This window comes from Halorubrum sp. Atlit-8R, from assembly GCF_003666025.1.
GTDB classification, from domain to species: domain Archaea; phylum Halobacteriota; class Halobacteria; order Halobacteriales; family Haloferacaceae; genus Halorubrum; species Halorubrum salinarum.
Genome location: NZ_QPLV01000003.1, coordinates 225,048 through 243,650, shown reverse-complemented (window position 1 = coordinate 243,650; position 18,603 = coordinate 225,048). Strand labels below are relative to the sequence as shown.

Sequence of the window (18,603 nt, the reverse complement as noted above, 5' to 3'; positions counted from 1 at the left end):
AAGGTGTACACGGGAGGTGGTTGGCGTGAGCGACGAGGAGCGGCTCGTCGCCGAGATCCCGGCGTCGCTGAAGTACCTCGTCGATGAGGACGACCGGTCGAACAAGCAAGTCGTCATCTCTGCCCTCGAGCGAGAGCTCGGCGTAAACAGCAACGACTCGGTCGCCGTCATCGATCGGAAGATCCGGCGGAAAGAGGAGCGCCTTGAACAGGAACTGGAGCAGGCTCGTGAGCACCGTGATCGCGTCGCCCAGCTGAAGGACGACCTCGACGAGATTCGCGAGCTTCGCGAGGACAAGGTCGACGAGGAGGGCAGCTACGAGGACGCCCTCGACACGCTGCTGGACGAGATGGAGGCCGGCGACTTCCCGCAGGTGTGGGCGACGCACCCGCGTGTCGACGACATCCGCGGCGAGCACGGCCGGTCGAACGAGGAGATCCTCTACGACCTGAAGCAACGCGCGGCCGACCAGGAGCGCGACCTGCTGAACACGAACTTCATGCAACAGATGCACGCCGACACCCAGCGACGCGCAGGCAACGAGCAGCCGGTGGCTGAGGCGTTCGACGGCGACGGAGGTGACGCATGAGCGCCGCGGTCCAGGGAGAGACGGCGACGCTCACAGACCAGTTCCTCGAGTTCTACCAGACGTACTACCGTGACGAGATCGGCGAGCTCGCGCAGCACTACCCGCGGGAGCAGCGCTCGCTGTACATCGAGGCGGACGACCTCTATCGCTACGACCGCGCCCTCGTCGACGATTGGCTCGACGAGCCCGAACAGATGCGACAGTACGCCGAGGAGGCACTTCGCCTGTTCGACCTGCCGGCGGACGTCGAGCTCGCGAACGCGCACGTCCGCCTCACGGACACTGAGGGCGCACTTGAGACGCGGTCGATCCCGGAGCTCAACCCGGCCGACGACATCGGCGACTACGTCGCGGTCCGCGGGCAGGTGTCGAAGGTCACCGGGACGGCGCCGCGACTCGTCGAGGCGGCCTACGAGTGCCAGCGCTGCGGGACGCCGACCTACATCCCGCAGGGCCGCAACCGCGTCCAGGAGCCGCACGAGTGCGCCGGCTGCGAGCGCCAGGGGCCGTGGAGCCTCACCGTCGACGAGTCGGAGTTCGTCGACCAACGGAAGGTTCAGCTGGTCGAACTCCCGGGTGAGCGCCCGGACGTCGAGGGCGAGTCGATCCCGGTGTTCGTCGAGGACGACCTCTGCGGCTACGGCGGCGAGAACGGCCTCCCCGACCGGAGTGGCGAGCAGGCGGTCATCCTCGGGAAGCTCCGCGTCAACGAGGGCGACCTCCAAGGGAGAAACGCCGACCCCGAGACGACGACGTGGATCGACGCCCACGCCATCGCGTTCGAGAGCGACGACTACGACGACGTCGACGTCGAGGCGCATCGCGACGACTTCGAGACTCTAGCCGACCAGGAGGACTGCGTCGACCAGCTCGCCGACAGCATCGCGCCGCAGATCCTCGCCGACGAGGAGCTCGACACGGTGTTCGAGGCGTCGGTGGCGTGGCTGTTCAACGCCTACCGCATCGACAACGACCTCGGCAGCTATCGTGGCGACCTCCACTTCGGGCTCATCGGCGACCCCGGGCGCGGGAAGTCGACTATCCTGAGCCGACTGAACGAGATCGCGCCGAAGTCGGAGTTCCGCTCCGGGACCGGCCTCTCGAAGATCGGGCTGACGGCCGCGGCCGTCCAGGAGGAGTTCGCCGGCACGACCGAGTGGACGCTCTCCCCGGGGATTCTGCCACGAGCCAACGGCGGCCACTGTATCATCGACGAGGTGGACGACGTGGTCGACGAGAAGACGAAGTCGATGCACGACGCGCTCGAGGGCGACCAGATGGTCAAGGTCGACAAGGCCGGCATCACTGCCGACCTGCCGACCCGGACGGCGTTGCTCGCGTCGGGCAACCCTGTCCACGGGCGGTTCGATCGTCACGAGCCGATGGCCGACCAGATCGACCTCGACGACGCACTCATCGACCGGATGGACGTGCTGCTCGCTGTTCAGGACATCCCCGACCCGGAGACGGACGCGAAGCTCGCCGACCACGTGCTCGACACGTGGGATGACGCGAGCCGGCAGGAGCTCGAGAACCGCGGCGTCGAGATCGACGTGCCGGAGGAGACGGCGATTGACCCGCCGGTGCCGATCGAGGTGTTCCGCGCGATGCTGGTGTACGCTCGCGAGAACGTCTTCCCGACGCTGACCGCTGCCGCGAAGGAGCTGCTGAAGGAGTCGTACATCGACGTCCGCTCGCTCAACGACGGCGCCGACGACCCAGTGCCGGCGACGCCACGGCGCCTCGAGGCCGGTATTCGCCTGTCGGTCGGGTTCGCTCGCGCGGAGCTGTCCGAGACGGTCGAGCCGCGCCACGTCGAGCGCGCCATCCGCATCACGAAGAACGTCGTCGGGCTCAACTACGACCCCGAGACAGGGAAGTTCGACGCCGAGCGCACGGGCAAGGGGACGCCGAAGTCACAGAAGGAGCGCATCGAGCGCATCAAGGACATCATCGACGAGCTGTGTACGCCGGAGGAGGCTGCGAGCCGGCGTAAGGTGCTCGACGCTGCCAAGGAGGCCGGGATGACCCGGTCGAAGGCGGCTGATGAGATCGACAAGCTCGACCGCAAGGGCGAGGTGTACCACCCGAGCGGCGAGGGCTCGCTGAGGTGTTCCTAGATGCCGGCGACTGGCCAGCACAACGAGCAGGCGACCGAGGTCCCGGACCTCAACACCGAGGAGTCCGCCCGGCTCGGCGAGAACCCGGCGCGGTTCCTCGTCGAGGAGATCGACATCGACACCGGCGCCGGGACCAGCGGCGAGCTCATCGTCGCCCGCATCCGTGGTATCGCGACGCGCGAGCTCGTCGACTACTGGGAGGGCGTCGAGCGCTGGTTGGCCCGTCAGGAGGATCGCGAGCCTCGTGAGGACGTCCTCGACGCACTCCAGGAGCGCCGCGAGGAACTCGAAGCCAACGGCGAGGGGCTCTCACAGGCCGGGATGGCGCCGGTAGAGCGCCGGGAGGCGGCGGCAGAGCGTGACGCCGAGTCCGTGGCGGTGCTCGTCGACGAGGACGGCGAGGAGGTCCCGTGGAGCAGACAGGAAGGCGCAGTCGTGGGGGCGAGCCGATGAGCATCTTCGAAGACATCTACGAAGTCTGGTACCAGGCAGGGTCGCATCGCGACCACGTCACTGGCCGGTGTGAGGCCGACACGCTCCTCGAAGCGCTCCAGGCCGTCGACGCGACGACCGGCGCCGACGTGGACATCACCGAGGGAGACGCTGTCGTCGTCCTCGATCGCGAGTCGGCAGCGACGATCTCGGAGCGCCTGGGCGACGACGTTCACGTCACACGCGACGACCCACTGGTCCCACGAGAGCACGTGTACCTCGTCCCGCGCCGGATCGAGCAGAGGCTCCCCGGGAAGACGCAGGTCCACACCGTCGAGAGCTCGTCGCCGTGGGGGCTCGCGATGGTCCCGAGCTGCGTCAACTACGACAATGAGGTCATCGACACAGCGGGTGTCGTCGGGATCTCCTGGGTGGTCGACGATGAGTGACGGCACGCTCGCCGACCTCGACGACGACGTCCGCCGCCGTCTCGAGGAGCTCCCGCCGGCGGCTGCCCTCGTCTACCTTGAGCTTCGGAATGGACAGCAGCCGCGGACGCTCAAGCAACTCGCCTACGACACGATGCGGCCACGCTCGACGGTCCACTCCGCGCTCCGGAAGCTCCACGAGGCTGACCTCGTCAGCTGCTCGCCGCGGTACCACGATCCGCCGACGTCCGAGTGGAGGGTCAACGAGTGAGTTCGGTAACCGAACTCAGGCGTTCGTATAAGTGTTTGGCCAAGCAACACACGGGTGAAGACGCACTACCCCAGTCGGTCGTTTGGTCCGTCGTTCACAGCGGCGGGCCTTCTTAGCGGTTCGTCCACTTTCCATGTCCGCAACAACACCCCACCCAGAGACGTACACGTGCCGACACTGCGGTGGACCACGTGAGCAGGCTACGAGCGTCGGTGGGAGCTTCTGTTCGGAGCGCTGCCTCTACCAGCACCGCGGTGAGAAGGCACTCCGCCAGATCGTCTCCGACCACCGCTGGTGTGCTACGTGTTTCCGGCAGATCAAGACCACCCACCGCCCGCCTGAAAGCGAGCTCCGGTCGATGGACGTCCCGCGGCACATCCGGGACGTGTTCATCGGCTTCCAGGAGCGGACGGAACACGCCACCGAGGGCGTCGACATCGACGAGCGGACGGACGGGAGCAGCCGGCGCATCGAGTACACGCGGACCTCGTGCTCGTGCGGCGCTGTCGACCCGTGCGACCGACATGAGGTCCTCCGGGAGCTGGATCCGGCCGAGACAATCCAGTCGCTGTGGCGCTGCCTGAACAGCCTCGAGCGTGACGGGACGCTCCAGCGGCGCCCTGAGAAAGACGCGTACATCGAGGCGCTCCGCGACTCGGACCGCGACTGGGTGTACGCGATCGGCCGCGCACTGTACGCAGAGTGATCGACGATGAGCACTTCGACAGACAGCCGAGTCGAGTTCTCCTTTGGAGGGCGTCAGCTGGCCGGCCGCGTCGTCCGCCGGCAGCCGATTGCTGACGTCAGGGGGCCGGACACGCTGTTGGTTGTCGACGTCGACGGCCTCACCTACCGCGTTACGGAGTCCGAAGCGGCCGACCCGGATCGATAGCTCAGTCTGGGAGGGCACCGGCCTGAAGCGCTGGCGTGCCTCGGTTCGAATCCGAGTCGATCCATTTGCCGAGTGGCGGTAGCCCCGCTTCGGCAGCCCGGTGCGGCTCGCCGGGTAGTACGGAGGCCATTGACCCCCGGAAAACTAAACGAGCAAGTCGGTGCCCCGGCAGGCCGACTCACAAGTTCCTGTCGGACAGGGTCGATAGCTCAGCTCGGCCAGAGCTGCTGGTTCCAGACCAGCGTGACGGGGGTTCGAATCCTTCTCGACCCATCTCCCGACGGCGTGATCTCCGCTTTTCCTCGGAGGTCAGGTCAGCGCCGGAAGGAGTGTACCGACGAACGAGCGACCGGCACTTCGCGTCGAGACCGCGACCGTCCCGAACGTGGAGGAGCTTCACGTCGACATCTCGTGCGGACCAAACCAGCCAAGTCCGGTCGCCTTGCCGTGCCTGTGGAGGTGGCAGACGCTCCTATCGGGCAGGCGAAACCAAAGCCTGCTACGGAGCCATCCTGTCTGGGGTTCGACTCCCCGCGCGGCCATTCGAGACGCTGAGAAACCCCTCCGCTTCCACTCCAGATGGACGATACACCAGAGTTCACCGACCGACAACGCGAGTTCCTCGACGAGCTCCCGGCGACCTCGAAAGAGATCGCCGAGAAGATGGGCATCTCGAAGCGCGGCGTTCGCGACCACCGTGAGAACGTCGAGGAGAAGGGCGTCGATCTAGACTACGACGAGGCGACGCACACCTGGTCGCGCGTCGACGGTGGCTCGGACGACGACAGGGTCGAGCAGAAGGAAGAGGAGCAGCAGGAGGAGACGGATACAGTCGACCTTGACGCAGTCGACGTCGACCCTGAAGCGGACCCTGACGCGTCTGATCTAACCGACCGGCAGCGCGTCATCGCCCACGAGCTACAGACGGGGGCGACGATAGACGATCTCGCCAGCCGAGTCAATGAGCGACGCCCGATCGTCGCCGAACACGTCCGCGATCTCAAGCGACAAGGCTGGCAGATATATCACGACGACACTGCCGACCGGTACGCGCTCGTTGACGACGATCACACTGTCCGTTCTTCTGAGCACATCGCGACGCGCTCGCGGAAGGCAAACCGCTGGTGGGAACGGACGCATAACCGACTCCAGCGAGACTACGGCGCTCTCAAGGATGTCCCCGATGTCGACGACGGCGGCGACAGTGCGGGCGAGTCGATCGTGTTTGGTCTTGGCGACCTCCATATCGGCGACCGGATTCGGCGTCCGAGCGACGGTGTTGAGGTCTACAATACACCGATTGCGGTCGGCAAAGCTGAGTACACGGCCCGCGAGGCTATCGACTTTGCTGAAGACCGCGACCGCGAGTACGATGTCGGCTGGATCCTGTTGAAAGGTGATCTGATAACCTGCGAGGCGATTTACGAGGGGCAGTGGGAGAACCTTGACCGGTTCCTTAACGGGCAACTCGACGCCGGCGCAGACGCCGGCCTCCGGATCGTGTCTGCGTTCGCTGAGTACTTTGACAAGGTAAATATAATCTGTCAGACCGGCAACCACGGCGAGATACGCGCCAACGGCTCGTCAAGACAGGCGAACGCTGACCTGCTCCTGTACGAACGACTCCGGAACATCATCGGCGTCATCCAAGAGCATGGTAACGCGCTCCAAAACGTCCGGATGTCGATCGGCGAGCCCGGTCGTTTCTACGACTTTACGATGCGGTCCGGATCGATCAAGGGCCACCTCCGCCACGGAGATGACGACAAGCCCCAGTCTGAGACACGGGCTGGAAGCGATCAGTGGCGCGGCCGAGTACTGACGCACAAGTTCGATGTCGCTTGGATGGGGCACCACCATTCATACGGTCGATTCACCGTCAACGATAGCGATGTCTTCGTCACCTCCTCACCAAAGCCGCCTGGCGACTATGCTGAGAAACTTGCCGCTGGGGGCGAGGCTGCGATGGACGCCGAGGCCGTCACGCGGAAGATAGCGGTTGTCCACGGTGTTAACGACGACGGCGTCACGGATGTCCGAGCGATCGACACGCGTGACTACACTGCAGAGTACGTTCCAACCTCTGACGAGCTGGGCCTGCCGTCTCCGGATCCAGTCCCCGGGGCGGTCGGGCCTGACGCAGCAGACGCACAACCCGAGTGATGAAGAGCCACCTCGTGGATGCGCACCGGAACGCGCTCTCCGTCGTCGAGGCCACGGGCGAGATATGGCTGTTCCGCGATCTCGCTGACCCCGTCGAGCGCCGGACGCCCCGTTCCGAGCCCTACCGATTCGAGTACCACCCATGATGCATCAGGACCCCACGGCGAGCCACCAGTTCGACGCCGGCGACGTCTCCGTCGTCACGACCGAGGGCGAGGCGAGCCCGCTCGCGTTCTACGACCCGTCGAGTACGCAGGCGTGGCTCGCGATGGACGAGCCGCTGGACCTCCGCGACTACCGCTGACAGACCCATGACCGACCAGACTACCACCCACGACCGAGCCGGACGGTGCCCGGAGTGTGGCGCGAGCTTCGCTTCGGCGAGACCCTGCGATCACGTCCCCCTGATGGATGTCTCATGACGACCGCACAACGCTCGCGTCCGTGGTACTGCCGCGACGACGTCGTCGACGAGTACAAGAGTACGATCAACGATGACGGCACCCCTCTTCCGATGCTGAAGAAGCTCAAGCTCCTGAAGGCGACCGTCGTCAACGTCGGCGCACTCGCGTTCTCCACGTACGCCATCTCCCAAGGGGGCGACGCCACGCTGATCGCGGCGTCAGCGCTCGCGTTCCTCGCGACGTTCAACGGCGTCGAACTCGGCGAGTACCTCTCGCTCCTCCAGGCCGCCCGTGAAGTCCAGATGGAGACCCGCAACGACGGCGGTGATGAGTGATGGATGTCGCCGACGCTGGAAGCGAGAAAGCGGCCGCCGACGGCCCAGAGTACTGTGCCGTCTCGGGCTGTGCGATGAAAGCAACCGACCGCTACAACCAGCAGGGCTTCTGTTCAGGTCACCTCCAGGAACGGCTCGCTCGTGAATACTGATGGCGACCTGCGACCGGTGCGGCGACCCGGTCGAGACGAAGAACAACGCCGGCCACTACCGCGACAAGTGCTGGCCGTGTATCGAGGAGGTCGCCGACGAGGAGACATCCCACCGCGAGACGTGCGACGGCCCTGACTGCCTGATCTGTTCTACCCCGTAGCAATCGCCCCAGTACGCGGGCCGAGCCGTGCTGGGGAGCATCGAACCCTCAACTTCACAACTTCAACTGATGCCACACACGACAACCGTCACGATCGGACCGAACGACAAGTACCGAGAAGTCATCTGGGGCGAGCTTCCGGGCGACGAACCTATCCCGGAGACCGAAGCAGAGTACCAGCGGCGCGCGGACCACGTCGAGGCCGCGGAGGACTTCCAGACCCTGATGGACGAATCGCCGTCGGCTGACGAGGTCGACATGGACCGCGACGAGATGGAGACGCTGTCGTGGGACATGCTCTCCGTCGCGAGCGATCCCGACCTCGCCGCGAAGATCGCGACGTACTTCGACGGCGTCGACCCCGACGAGCCGACGGAGTCCATCCGTGCGAAGCTCCGGCTGCTTGACGTCGATATCTACGTCGACGCCCAGATCGCTGCTCGCGAAGAACTGCGCGCATAACTGTGACCGATATCCTCGTCGAACCGGACGACACCGCAACTCGGCTGCGTGACTACGTCCGTGAGCACCCGAGCGTTCGGAAAGACGAGTACGACTACGACGACGTCGATCCGGTCCAGGGTGCGTGCTATCTCCTTGCCGAAGCGTACTTCCACGCCACGGGCGACCGCGAGACGTACGACGTCCACCGGCTTGACTGGGGCGATGTCGACCCAGCCTACGAAGGCGCGCACTGGTTCCTTCGCGACGGCGACACCGTCATCGACCTTTCTCTCCCGGCGCCCGACGCCGGTGCCGATGTTCCGTGGGATCAGGCCCGGCACCGAGCCTTCATCACGGGATACACGCCCTCAAACCGAACCAAGCGGGCGCTTGAGGCGCTGGGAATCGCATTCTAAAACAACAACGTCGGTGCGGAATAACACGCGAGCGCACCTCACTGGGCCGATATCGGCCTTCCTGTAAAACAAACACAAACTCAACCCCATGGCGCACAGAGACGACTTCCACGATAACGCCCACCCCAAAGCCAAAGAGATCACTGGCGATCGGGACTACGGCGAGTGGGGACAGTGTATCGTCGACCCGGCAAGCTCGACTGGCGAGCGCTGTACCCAGCCGGCGAAAGGAAGTCACGGGAAGTGCCACTCTCACGGCGGGTCTGAGGACTCTGGCGCGCCGGAGGGAAACACCAACGCTGAAGACAACAGCGGCGGGGGTGCTCCCGAAGAGAACGACAACGCCGAGGGTAACGCCGGCGGGGCAGCCCCCGAGGACAACACGAACGCAGTCACCCACGCGCTGTTCGTCGAGAGCAACCGGTTCTACCAGGAGGTCATCGACGACGCACTTCGTGAGCTCTGCGACGACATCTACGAGAGCTACGTTAAGAAGTTCCGCGAGGTCAACAGCGAGCCGATCGTCGGCGAGAAAACGCGACTCTCGGAGATCGCCATCAACCACATCAAGATTATCCACGCGGACAACTGGGTGGTCGACCGCCCCGACGACCTCCACTCTGGGAACGCACTGGTCGATCGCGAGACGCGGGTGAAGGCCTCCCAGAATGAGTTCCGCGAAGAGGTTCGCTACAAGGAATCGGTCGTCGTGAAGACCCAGCAGCGCCTTCGGAAGGAGGACCGGAAGTGGCTGAAGGAGTACGGACTTCTCGGCGCCGATGAGCTCGACGTCAACGTCGACGGGCAGGTTGACCACGACCACAGTCACGGCCTCGACGAGGATACCCGCGAGATGATCGACGACCTCGAGGAGGACCTGAAAGCATGACCGGCCCGAACGGTGCCGACCGTGTGTTCGTCGACTTCGACAACACGCTCACCGTCGACAACGTCGAGTACTGGAACGGCGAACGACCGGAACCCGACGAGGACGTCATCGATGCGGTCAACGAGCGCTACTGTGACGGCGCAACGGTCGTCGTCTGGACAGCTCGACCGTGGAGCGAGGCCGGCCGCATCGCGGCGCACCTGACCGAGTGGGGCGTCCGCTGGCACGCGCTCCGCTGCGACAAGGGCTCTGGCGACATCTACATTGATGATAAAGCTGTCCGCCCGTCGGAGGTCACGGAGAGATGACCCCGCTCGCCCTCCACGTCGCGGCCCGCCTCCACGACGCCGACCACGTCGACGACATCCCCGACGACATCGATCGCAAGGGCCGGTTCGGAAAGTACGAGAACCAGCAGCCGGACTTCGCCCGCTCGCAGGACGTCCCCGACTTCGTCCGGAACAACATCGTCACCGTCGCCCGGCGTGAGTTTGCGCTCGACCCGCCGTCGACGCCCGACGACCAAGAGGCGATCCGGCAGAGCGATTACCGCGAGTTCTGGATCGACGAGCTCGACGCTGAGCCGTGGGACATCTACTCCATCTCCGAGGCGATGGCCGCCCGGTTTGACATCAATCCGGGCTGGGCGTTCAAGACCGCCCGCCAGCACCTGAACCAGCTCGTCCTCCAGGCCCGGATGCGTGGCTACCGCCAGGAGCGACTCGCCGGCCGGCGCTTCCGGTGGGCCGGTCCCGAGGCGGACCACCCGGCGTGTCAGTGGATCCGCGACCAGATCCCCGAGAAAGGGCTGCCGTATCACGAGGTCGTCGAGCTGATGCAGGAGGCGAAGCGGCGGTTCGTCGAGGACCCGCCGTCGAGCGCGCACGTCGTCCACGACTGGTGCCGGCATCACCTTGCTGAGGTCCAGTAACCATGTCGACTGGAACAGACACGCCCGCGTCGACGACGTCGACATCGATCGCCCAGCTGGTCGAGGAGCGGCCGACCTCCCACCCGCTCCCGTTCTCGATTCGACACCTCGGGACGGACGGGATCCTCTCGCCGCCGAAGCACCTGCGCGATTGGTACCAGCACATCTGGGAGGCGGTGTACAAGCCGCACACGCCGAAGAACCTCGCGCTGCTCGGGCCGCGGAACTACGCGAAGACGGTGTCGACGATCAACGTCGCGCCGGCGTGGCTCGCAGTTAACTTCCCGAGCATCCGGATGGCGATCGTCTCGCACAAGAAAACGCACGCCGACAAGCGGGCGAAGACAGCGGTCGCCTCCATCGAAGAGGCGTGCGAGCGGTACGGCGTTTCGGTGTACGACTCCTCGAAGACGACGATCCAGCTGGAGGCCGGCACTCAGAACATCGAGCCAACGCTCGAGCCACTCTCCATCCGGACGTCGGACACGGGCTCGCACTACGACGTCATCATCTACGACGACATCGCGACGCTGACCAATCAGACGACGGCGCTCCGGTCGCAGATATCTGAGAACTTCGAGGAGTTCTACGACAACGTTGCTGCGAAGGCGGGCGCGACCAGTCTCCCCCACAAGTCGCTCAACATCGTCATCGGGACGCGCAAAACCCCTGAAGACGTCTACCGGGAGCACGTCCTGTCGACGAACAACCCCGAGTGGGACGGCTGTATCGCCCGCGGCGTCTCCCGGCCGGGCTGGGCAGCTCGCATCTGGCGAGCGACGCCGGACTGGCACGTCATCGAGAACGAGACCTACGTGGTCCACGGCACGGACGGCGAGGTCTACGACTCGATCCGGGATGTCCCCGCAGACGTCGAGATCATCGACGACGGGATCCGCCCGGCGCCCGACACCGAGTTCCGGACGCTGTGGCCCGAGTTCGAGGCACCGGAGACGTTGCTCACGAAGGTCGTCTCGAAGGACGGCAGCGCCGGCCTGTGGCGCGCGGAGAACCAGCAGAACCCCGAGGCGGCCATCGGGCGCGTCCTCGATCTTGACTGGCTCCGGTTCGTCGACCCGATCCCCCGAGACGACTGGTCGGCGCTGGAGTGGTACGCGGGGCTCGACTTCGCGAACCCGAACAACGTCGCCGCGGAGGAGCGGGGCGAGACCGACTACTGGGCGCTCGCGGTGTACGCCTACGACCGCGACAACGACCAGGAGTACGCCGTCGACGTCTGGCGTGACCGCGGGTACATGTGGGAAGAGGCGGCGACGGACTTCGTCGGCGTCCACCTTGCGGACTACCCGGTCGGCGAACTCCTCGTCGAGAGCAACTTCGACGGCAAGGAGATCGCCGAGACGATCGAGGACAACGTCGACGTCCGCGTCACGCCCAGTAACTCCGAGGGCGAGAAGCAGCAGCGCCTCCACCGGCTCGCGAACCGCTTCCAGCAGGGGAAGGTGAAGGTCGCGAGCGAGGAGAACGAGCGCTGGGAGTCGTTCATCCGCGAGGAGTGGCTGCCGTTTCCTGACGCGGCGCACGACGACAGGTTTGACTCTCTCGAGATCGCGTCGCGCGGCCCCGACAGCTCTGTCGACCACGTGTCGAGCGACGACTTCGACCACCTCGACTGGTGACCACGATGTTTTCCAAGACTGATCACGATGACTGACGACGAACTCCACACGACAAAGCTCGGCGAGGACGCCGATGGCGAGCTGGTCGCGATCGACTGGCCCGACGGCGACGTTGAGCAGATGCTACAGGGCCAGATCCCGACCACGCCGCAGGCCTCGGGCGACCGGGGCGATCGGCACGTCGACGACGTCGGGCCCGTCCCGCGCGTCTCGGATCGGGGCGGTGTTTGGAACCGGATCGACCTCCAGTCGTTCACGCTGAACTCGACGGAGCTCGCGACGACGGTCAAGCGCTTTCGCGACGAGATGTACCGGAACCAGTTCCCGGTGCTGACGCCGGCGTTCGCCGTCCGCTGTACCACCTGCGGGACGGAGTACGACGAGGAGCGCGATGTCTGCGAGGTGTGCGGTGAGGCCGACTTCGAGACGCCGTCGCGAGCCCAGAAGGAGCGCCTGTCTGAGCTGTTCGCCTCGGTCAACGACGACGGCCAGTCACTGGCGTCGCTGATGAAGTACGAGGAGGACTACCAGTCGTTCAACGGCGTCTCGACGATTCTCGCACGCCTCCGCTACCAGCACGTCGAGAGTGAGACGCAGGTCGCAGGCCGGACGGTCGAGTCGACCGGACGGTGGGAGGCGACTGCGATCGAGGAGCTCGTCCACGCCGACCCGAGTCGCATCCGGCCGGTCCTCGACGAGCAGAACCGACAGGGCGGCTGGTGGATGTGCCCCGCCCACCGCGAGGAGTACTGGGAGGAAGACGCCCTCACGTTCGAAGAGGGCGCCGACCACCCGGTCGAGGTCTGCCCGGAGTGTCACGCCCGCCTCGAAGAGGTCGGCTACGCTGAGGTGAAGTCTCGAAGCGACGATGTCAAGCGGCTGTTCCTTACGCACGAGGTCATCGACTGGGCGCGACACTTCCCCATCCTGAACGGCCTCGACGGCCGGTCGCCCGTCCTCCCGCTCATCAAGCTCCAAGCCATTCTTCAGTGGTCGCGCAACTACGAGCTCCAGTATCTCAACCCCCAGAACGACCAGCAGCTCCCGGACAAGTTCCTCGTCGCCTACGGGAAGAACGTCCGCTCGAGTCTACGGGCGTCGCTGACCGAGGAGGAAGGGAAGAACCCGTGGGAAGAGGGTCGACTCATGTACGAGGGCAGCCCGGACGACGTCGAGATCGACATCCTCGACCTATCGACGTCGGCCGGGGTCAACGGGCGCGAGCCGATGGTCGAGCGGCTCATGTCGCAGATCCGAGCGATGTTCGGGGTCTCCGACGCCTTCGAGAACGAGCTCTCCGACACAGGTGGGCTCAACGCCGAGGGCACGCAGGTGGAGATCACCAACAGCGCCGTCGCGAGCGCCCATCAGGACACGAAGGACAAGGCGCTCGATTCGCTGTGCCAGCTCATCGAGCGCGTCGAGGGGCACTGTGACTGGGAGCTCGCGTACGTCGCCCCCGAGAGTGAGGAGGCGTCGCTCTCGCCGCTCGAAGTCCTCCAAGGCATCGAGAAGGCCAAGCAGACGGGCACCGCGGTGGCTGTCGAAGACGGGCAGCTGCAGATCCCGGACCAGGAGATCACGCCGATGGACCCCGACACCACGGCGCCGGAAGACGAACCACCTCCTGGCGGCGATGGGCCTGATGACGCCGACGACGCCGGCGACACGCCCCCACCCGACGACGCCGAGAACAGCTCCGATCCCGACCAACCTGCTTCCGACCCTCCTGACTCCCAGACATGACTGACACGACACTCGCCCCGATCGAGAACAGCGCGCTCCCACTGGCTACCCTCATCCGTGCCATCGCGGACGTCGAGCAGGTTGCGGACTCCGACGGGCTCCAGCAGCACTCGCCAACCGAGGGCCGTGTTGCCGAGGTTACTGCTGGCTCCCGGCCGTACGATGTCTACATCGGCACGGGCGACGCGTGGGTTCGAGCTACATCGGAACTCGGCCTCGAGGCGACCGTCCTCCGGTCGACACCACAGGACCTGACCGCCGCTGACGCGCCGGCGCCGACCGACGCCGGCGTCCAGGCCGCACATGACGGCACCGGCACGCCGCCGGCGGGGACGTACACGTCTGACCCAGCGAACAACCAGTGGGTCGGCGCTGACGACACCACCACCGGCACGACAATCGCGTACTGACCATGAGCATCCGCGTACTCAACCAGCCCGTCGACGGCGACGTCGACCGCAAGGCGGCTATCGGGCAGTCCGTCGAGCCCGACGGGCCAGTCCACGACCGGCGGCTCACCCGGGAAGACGTCCCTGACGAGTGGATCGAGCCGGTCTTCGAGGCGAAGAACTTCATCATCGAGGGGCCCGCGTCGGTCGAGATCGTCGACCGGAGCGGCCAGCAGATCCAGATGGAGGCCGTCGCCGACAGTCTGGACCGCTACCTCGAGAGCACTCGCGAACCGGGGATCATCTCCACCCGCCACGACGACGTCCCCGTGGGCGTCCCGGTGTGGGAGTGGACCACCGACAACGGCATCCACTACGAGACGACCGTCGACGATGAGGAGTTCACGCTCGTCGCGAACCTCGGCAACGAGACGACGAAGAGCAAGATGGCGCGCGTCCGCTGTCTCAACGGTGACTACGGCGGCTACTCGGTCACCGTCTACTCCAACCAGGAGCATCGCCGCAACGACGGGACGCGCGTCACGGTCGACTGTGACCTCCACGCCGTCACACTGGGTCACGAGAGCCAAGTGATGAACCCGGCGGCAGACTTCGACGTTGTCGACTTCAAGCACGGCGGCGTGCTCGAGGCGTCGATCCGGCGTCGACTCCGGCGCCGGAACAGCCTCGCCGGGCGCGTCGAAGACCAACTCTAGCTCTCATCGCAGAAAGACGTCCACGCCGGCGAGGCGTGAGACAGCGGCTGACCACCGCCATCCGGAAACACGGTCTCGATTCTGACACGACACATGGACATTTTCGGGAGAACCCCGACTGTCGACGGCAAAGCCCGTACGGTTCTGGGCGATCTGTCTGAGGACGACTCTCCGTTCGAGATCCTCCAGACGGTTGACCAGAAGGCGGGCGACGACGTCGACCGAGACGCAGTTGTACAGAAGATCCGCAAGCTGGACGAGTCGGTCGACCAGAAGCTCGCCACCATCGAGGGCGACGATGTCGACCAGAAGGAGATGCGAACGGCGGCCGGCGTCATCGCCGACCGCACACGCTTCTCTGAGGAGGGCGCCATGGACCTACTCTCGGCCGCCGCCGAGGCAGCCGACCAAATGGACCCGATGCGGTTCGTCGACGAGTTCGACGCACTTGCCGCGGACGAGCAGCTCGACGGCGAACTCGACCAGCGCGCGGAGACCAACACCAAAACATCAGACATGAAGAACAACGAAAACGGCACGACTCCGGACGACCCGGATGTTGACCAGAAGCAGGAGAACGGCGACGGCCAGATGAGCACCCTCGAACTCGTCGAGGAAGTCGGTGGCTCGGACGCCCGAGACACCGTCGAGAACTACGCCGAGTCGGTCGGCAAAGACGCCGAGGAGTGCGCCGCTGACTGGATCTCCGAGAACGTCCCCGGCGTCTCTGTCGAGGGACAGGACGACGGCGGCAGCGATGGCGGGATGCCCGAGGGCGGCGACGTCGACACCGCGGGCAACAACCCGGACGACGACCCCTACGAGGGAGACGTCGACCAGATGCTCGAGGAGAAGGTCGACCAGAAGCTCGGCGAACTCAACATCAACGAGCGCGTCGCGGACGCCGTCACCGCCGAGGGCGTTCTCTCGGAGATGGCAGGCGCCGTCGCCCAGAAGCTCTCCGAGGACGACGAGCTCGCCGATACGCTGGTCGAGACGGTCGACCAGAAGGGCGACTTCGCGACGACCGACGACACGGTCGTCACGGCGCCCAGCGAGGGCTCTCAGACCGTCGGTGAGGCCGGCGCGGTCACCGGAGGTGATGACGCATGAGCGCTGAGGGTCACCCCTTCATGAGCTACGCCGGCGGGCACAGCCCCGGCGCGTTCATCGAGAACAACGTCGTCAGCGACGTTCCGCTCGACTTCGACGACGGGCTGCTCCAGCGCGCCCAGTACGACTCCACGACCGAGGCGCACGTCAACGCCATCTTCACCGCGACGCTGTACGCGCAGTACAACCAAGAACACGCCTGGTACAACGCGCTCTCGCAGGTCGACCGCTTCAACGCCTCGCTCGAAGGCCCGGTCACCGCCAAGGCCTACCGCGCGGCCACCAACCCGGTCGACCTCCAGACGCACACCGAAGGTGGTCAGGTTCCTGACGGGAACACCTTCGGCGTCGAGAAGGTCGAGTTCGACCCTAAGCGGTCGGACGCCGTCATCGAGGTGTCGGACCTCCAGGAGATCTACGCGGCCATCGAGGACGCGGTCGGCTTCGAGGAGTTCTGGCAGCTCCAGCAGGAGCAGCTCGACCTCGCGATCGACCGCGACGGCCTCGCCAAGCCGGTCATGGCCGGCGACGCGCAGTACGACGCGACCGACCAGATCACCAGCCTCGACCGCGTCATCGCGTCGAGCGACGAGGAAGCCAACGCGCAGGACCCCAACGGGACTGCCTACAACGACGGCGACCTCGACTACGGGAACATTGACCGGTCGAACGACGACTGGGCGGACTCCTACGTCGACTTCAACGCGTCGAGCGTCCGCCAGCTGAACAACGACCTGTTCTCCGGGTTCCTCAACACGTTCAACGAGTTCGCCGACGTCGACGTCTACAGCGACACGGCGATCCTGACCGGTCACGACACCGCGGGCGTGCTCTCCGAGCTCGCGGCCGACCGGAACCACGTCCGGAACAACGCCGCGATGGCGGACTACGTGAGCGAGGACGTCGGCGACGCCGAGACGATTCGCGGACTCTCTGGGACGGCCCGGTTCCGTGACTACGACGGCATCCCGATCGTGGCGAACCAGCACGCGATCAAGCACGGCGACATCTCGTCGATCTTCATCGTCCCGACGGACACGATCCGCGGCCAGCCGCGCCTCGCGATCGAGCAGTTCCAGGAGCCCTACGTCGAGACCGCGGGCCGTGGCCAGTCGCAGGGATACCTCGCGACCGGCAACTACCGTGACGAGGCGCTCATGAAGCTCGACCACGAGGCGGTCAACCGCGACTTCGCCTCGGCCGCGCTGCTTCGCGACATCGGCGAGTAACAACACATGAGCGACCGCGATACTACTACTATCAGCGTTACCGCCCTCATCGACGGGACGCAGTACGTCCACACCGTTGAGGGGACTCACTGGCGTCGCGACGATGAGCGCACGGTGTACGTCTACAACGACGACACCACGGTGCTCGAACTCGACGCCGAGTACTTCGTCGGCGCGATGCGCGAAGACAGCGTCGAGACGGAAGTCACCACGCAGTAACCCCCACATCATGCCTATCAGTACACTCCCGAGCGCACGCGAATTCGAAGAGAAGGATCACGCCGAAGTCGAGTTCGTCGGCTTCCGCTACATCGGCGACGAATCGACGAAGGTCGACCGCGACATCCGACAGCGGGTCGGCTACAACGGGCCGCCGAAGTTCCAGGTCGGCCGCGTCTACCTCGCGCTGCTGCCGACCTACCTCGACGCAAACCACGTCGAAAACAACAACATCGGCGTCCATGCGCTGGAGTCGCGCAGCGACTTCGAGGTGATCTACGACCCCGAGCGGCTCGCTGAGGCGCTGCTCGACCAGAACTACCTCCCGCCCGAAGCGTTCTACGAAGGATTCGACCGCTGGACGCGCCAGAAGGTCATGGAGAAGCTCGATCTGGACGATGTCGGGCGCGTGTTCGAGAAAGACGACGAAGAGCCCTACCGTGATCAGCTCCGCGCGATCGCCGGTGTCGAAACCGATGACGAGGCCTCGGTCTCCACGCAGCGCTCCGACGAGTACACGAGTCGGTTCTCTCGGTCGGAGGCGTCGGAGATCATCGCCGTCCTGCGCGAGGCTCAGGCATCGGAACCGCCGTTCGATCCCGGTGCGCACACCATCGCCGAACTCGAAGAGGAGCTCGAGACGGATGCGGACGAGAAGTGGGACGTCGACTCGCTCAACGCCCTCTATCAGGCTGAGCGGCTCGGCGACGATCGCACGGGAGCCCGCAACGTGCTCGAGGATGTGCTCGGCGACGACCTCGAGCCGGTCGACTTCGAGATCGACCTGGAAAGCGCCGGGCTCACGGACATGACCGACTACCTCACCCGGTACGACCCGGCAGTGGTTGAGGAGGCGGCCGATGTCGTCAACGGCGACGCAGAGATCTCCGACCTCACGGCCACGCCCGACACCGAGGAGTGACG

General features: G+C 65.5%; 26 protein-coding genes and 2 tRNA genes. All 28 read left to right on the top strand.

Annotated features, from left to right (window positions below; all coding sequences use genetic code 11):
* Positions 1–25: 25 nt before the first annotated feature.
* The 28 genes from DVK05_RS09980 to DVK05_RS09865 all read left to right on the top strand — a co-directional run bounded on the left by DVK05_RS09980 (position 26) and on the right by DVK05_RS09865 (position 18,601).
* On the top strand, positions 26–589 hold the full coding sequence (locus DVK05_RS09980) for a hypothetical protein (protein WP_147437758.1): 564 nt from the start codon (positions 26–28) through the stop codon (positions 587–589).
* The gene (locus tag DVK05_RS09975) at positions 586–2,709 is read left to right on the top strand and encodes a minichromosome maintenance protein MCM (RefSeq protein ID WP_121563209.1); all 2,124 of its coding nucleotides are present in this window, start codon (positions 586–588) and stop codon (positions 2,707–2,709) included. The genes DVK05_RS09980 and DVK05_RS09975 overlap by 4 nt, the downstream gene beginning before the upstream one ends.
* Complete coding sequence (locus DVK05_RS09970) at positions 2,710–3,162, top strand: hypothetical protein (protein ID WP_121563208.1); 453 nt, start codon at positions 2,710–2,712, stop codon at positions 3,160–3,162.
* Positions 3,159–3,590, top strand: coding sequence for a hypothetical protein (locus DVK05_RS09965; protein WP_121563207.1), 432 nt, complete (start codon positions 3,159–3,161; stop codon positions 3,588–3,590). Before DVK05_RS09970 ends, DVK05_RS09965 begins: the two co-directional genes overlap by 4 nt.
* Entirely contained in the window at positions 3,583–3,840 is a 258-nt protein-coding gene (locus DVK05_RS09960) for a helix-turn-helix domain-containing protein (RefSeq protein WP_121563206.1), read from the top strand. The genes DVK05_RS09965 and DVK05_RS09960 overlap by 8 nt, the downstream gene beginning before the upstream one ends.
* Positions 3,841–3,973: 133 nt before the next feature.
* A complete protein-coding gene (locus DVK05_RS16900) occupies positions 3,974–4,546 on the top strand; it encodes a hypothetical protein (RefSeq protein WP_147437757.1) in 573 nt (190 codons plus the stop codon).
* Positions 4,547–4,552: 6 nt separating this feature from the next.
* Positions 4,553–4,732 carry a hypothetical protein gene (locus DVK05_RS09950; protein WP_121563204.1) on the top strand — a complete coding sequence of 60 codons (180 nt, stop codon included), beginning with the start codon at positions 4,553–4,555 and terminating at the stop codon, positions 4,730–4,732.
* Positions 4,723–4,796 (top strand) — tRNA-Phe (locus DVK05_RS09945). The genes DVK05_RS09950 and DVK05_RS09945 overlap by 10 nt, the downstream gene beginning before the upstream one ends.
* A gap of 134 nt (positions 4,797–4,930) precedes the next feature.
* Positions 4,931–5,005, top strand: a tRNA-Trp gene (locus DVK05_RS09940).
* A gap of 306 nt (positions 5,006–5,311) precedes the next feature.
* Entirely contained in the window at positions 5,312–6,895 is a 1,584-nt protein-coding gene (locus DVK05_RS09935) for a hypothetical protein (protein WP_121563203.1), read from the top strand.
* Positions 6,895–7,041, top strand: a complete 147-nt coding sequence (locus DVK05_RS17115) for a hypothetical protein (RefSeq protein ID WP_158598859.1) — start codon at positions 6,895–6,897, stop codon at positions 7,039–7,041. Before DVK05_RS09935 ends, DVK05_RS17115 begins: the two co-directional genes overlap by 1 nt.
* Positions 7,041–7,199, top strand: a complete 159-nt coding sequence (locus DVK05_RS17320) for a hypothetical protein (RefSeq protein ID WP_199712312.1) — start codon at positions 7,041–7,043, stop codon at positions 7,197–7,199. Before DVK05_RS17115 ends, DVK05_RS17320 begins: the two co-directional genes overlap by 1 nt.
* Positions 7,200–7,313: 114 nt before the next feature.
* Positions 7,314–7,634: a hypothetical protein gene (locus DVK05_RS09930; protein WP_121563202.1), complete on the top strand. Its 321-nt coding sequence runs from the start codon at positions 7,314–7,316 to the stop codon at positions 7,632–7,634.
* Positions 7,634–7,786: a hypothetical protein gene (locus DVK05_RS17110; RefSeq protein WP_158598858.1), complete on the top strand. Its 153-nt coding sequence runs from the start codon at positions 7,634–7,636 to the stop codon at positions 7,784–7,786. Before DVK05_RS09930 ends, DVK05_RS17110 begins: the two co-directional genes overlap by 1 nt.
* Positions 7,786–7,947, top strand: coding sequence for a hypothetical protein (locus tag DVK05_RS17315; protein WP_199712311.1), 162 nt, complete (start codon positions 7,786–7,788; stop codon positions 7,945–7,947). The genes DVK05_RS17110 and DVK05_RS17315 overlap by 1 nt, the downstream gene beginning before the upstream one ends.
* Positions 7,948–8,016: 69 nt before the next feature.
* Positions 8,017–8,409: a hypothetical protein gene (locus DVK05_RS09925; RefSeq protein ID WP_121563201.1), complete on the top strand. Its 393-nt coding sequence runs from the start codon at positions 8,017–8,019 to the stop codon at positions 8,407–8,409.
* A gap of 2 nt (positions 8,410–8,411) precedes the next feature.
* Positions 8,412–8,807, top strand: coding sequence for a hypothetical protein (locus DVK05_RS09920; RefSeq protein ID WP_121563200.1), 396 nt, complete (start codon positions 8,412–8,414; stop codon positions 8,805–8,807).
* 88 nt (positions 8,808–8,895) lie between these two features.
* Complete coding sequence (locus DVK05_RS09915; RefSeq protein WP_121563199.1) at positions 8,896–9,696, top strand: hypothetical protein; 801 nt, start codon at positions 8,896–8,898, stop codon at positions 9,694–9,696.
* Positions 9,693–10,004 (top strand): capsular biosynthesis protein, encoded by a 312-nt coding sequence (locus DVK05_RS09910; protein WP_121563198.1) that lies wholly within the window; start codon positions 9,693–9,695, stop codon positions 10,002–10,004. The genes DVK05_RS09915 and DVK05_RS09910 overlap by 4 nt, the downstream gene beginning before the upstream one ends.
* Positions 10,001–10,627 (top strand): hypothetical protein, encoded by a 627-nt coding sequence (locus tag DVK05_RS09905; RefSeq protein ID WP_121563197.1) that lies wholly within the window; start codon positions 10,001–10,003, stop codon positions 10,625–10,627. The genes DVK05_RS09910 and DVK05_RS09905 overlap by 4 nt, the downstream gene beginning before the upstream one ends.
* 2 nt (positions 10,628–10,629) lie before the next feature.
* Complete coding sequence (locus DVK05_RS09900; protein WP_121563196.1) at positions 10,630–12,267, top strand: hypothetical protein; 1,638 nt, start codon at positions 10,630–10,632, stop codon at positions 12,265–12,267.
* A gap of 27 nt (positions 12,268–12,294) precedes the next feature.
* The gene (locus DVK05_RS09895; RefSeq protein ID WP_121563195.1) at positions 12,295–14,013 is read left to right on the top strand and encodes a hypothetical protein; all 1,719 of its coding nucleotides are present in this window, start codon (positions 12,295–12,297) and stop codon (positions 14,011–14,013) included.
* The gene (locus DVK05_RS09890; RefSeq protein ID WP_121563194.1) at positions 14,010–14,423 is read left to right on the top strand and encodes a hypothetical protein; all 414 of its coding nucleotides are present in this window, start codon (positions 14,010–14,012) and stop codon (positions 14,421–14,423) included. Before DVK05_RS09895 ends, DVK05_RS09890 begins: the two co-directional genes overlap by 4 nt.
* A 2-nt stretch (positions 14,424–14,425) precedes the next feature.
* Entirely contained in the window at positions 14,426–15,118 is a 693-nt protein-coding gene (locus DVK05_RS09885) for a hypothetical protein (protein ID WP_121563193.1), read from the top strand.
* Between the two features lie 93 nt (positions 15,119–15,211).
* Entirely contained in the window at positions 15,212–16,231 is a 1,020-nt protein-coding gene (locus DVK05_RS09880; protein ID WP_121563192.1) for a hypothetical protein, read from the top strand.
* Positions 16,228–17,460, top strand: coding sequence for a hypothetical protein (locus DVK05_RS09875; RefSeq protein ID WP_233562191.1), 1,233 nt, complete (start codon positions 16,228–16,230; stop codon positions 17,458–17,460). Before DVK05_RS09880 ends, DVK05_RS09875 begins: the two co-directional genes overlap by 4 nt.
* Before the next feature lie 6 nt (positions 17,461–17,466).
* Positions 17,467–17,679 (top strand): hypothetical protein, encoded by a 213-nt coding sequence (locus DVK05_RS09870; RefSeq protein ID WP_121563190.1) that lies wholly within the window; start codon positions 17,467–17,469, stop codon positions 17,677–17,679.
* Between the two features lie 10 nt (positions 17,680–17,689).
* On the top strand, positions 17,690–18,601 hold the full coding sequence (locus tag DVK05_RS09865; RefSeq protein WP_121563189.1) for a hypothetical protein: 912 nt from the start codon (positions 17,690–17,692) through the stop codon (positions 18,599–18,601).
* The last annotated feature ends 2 nt before the right edge of the window (positions 18,602–18,603 follow it).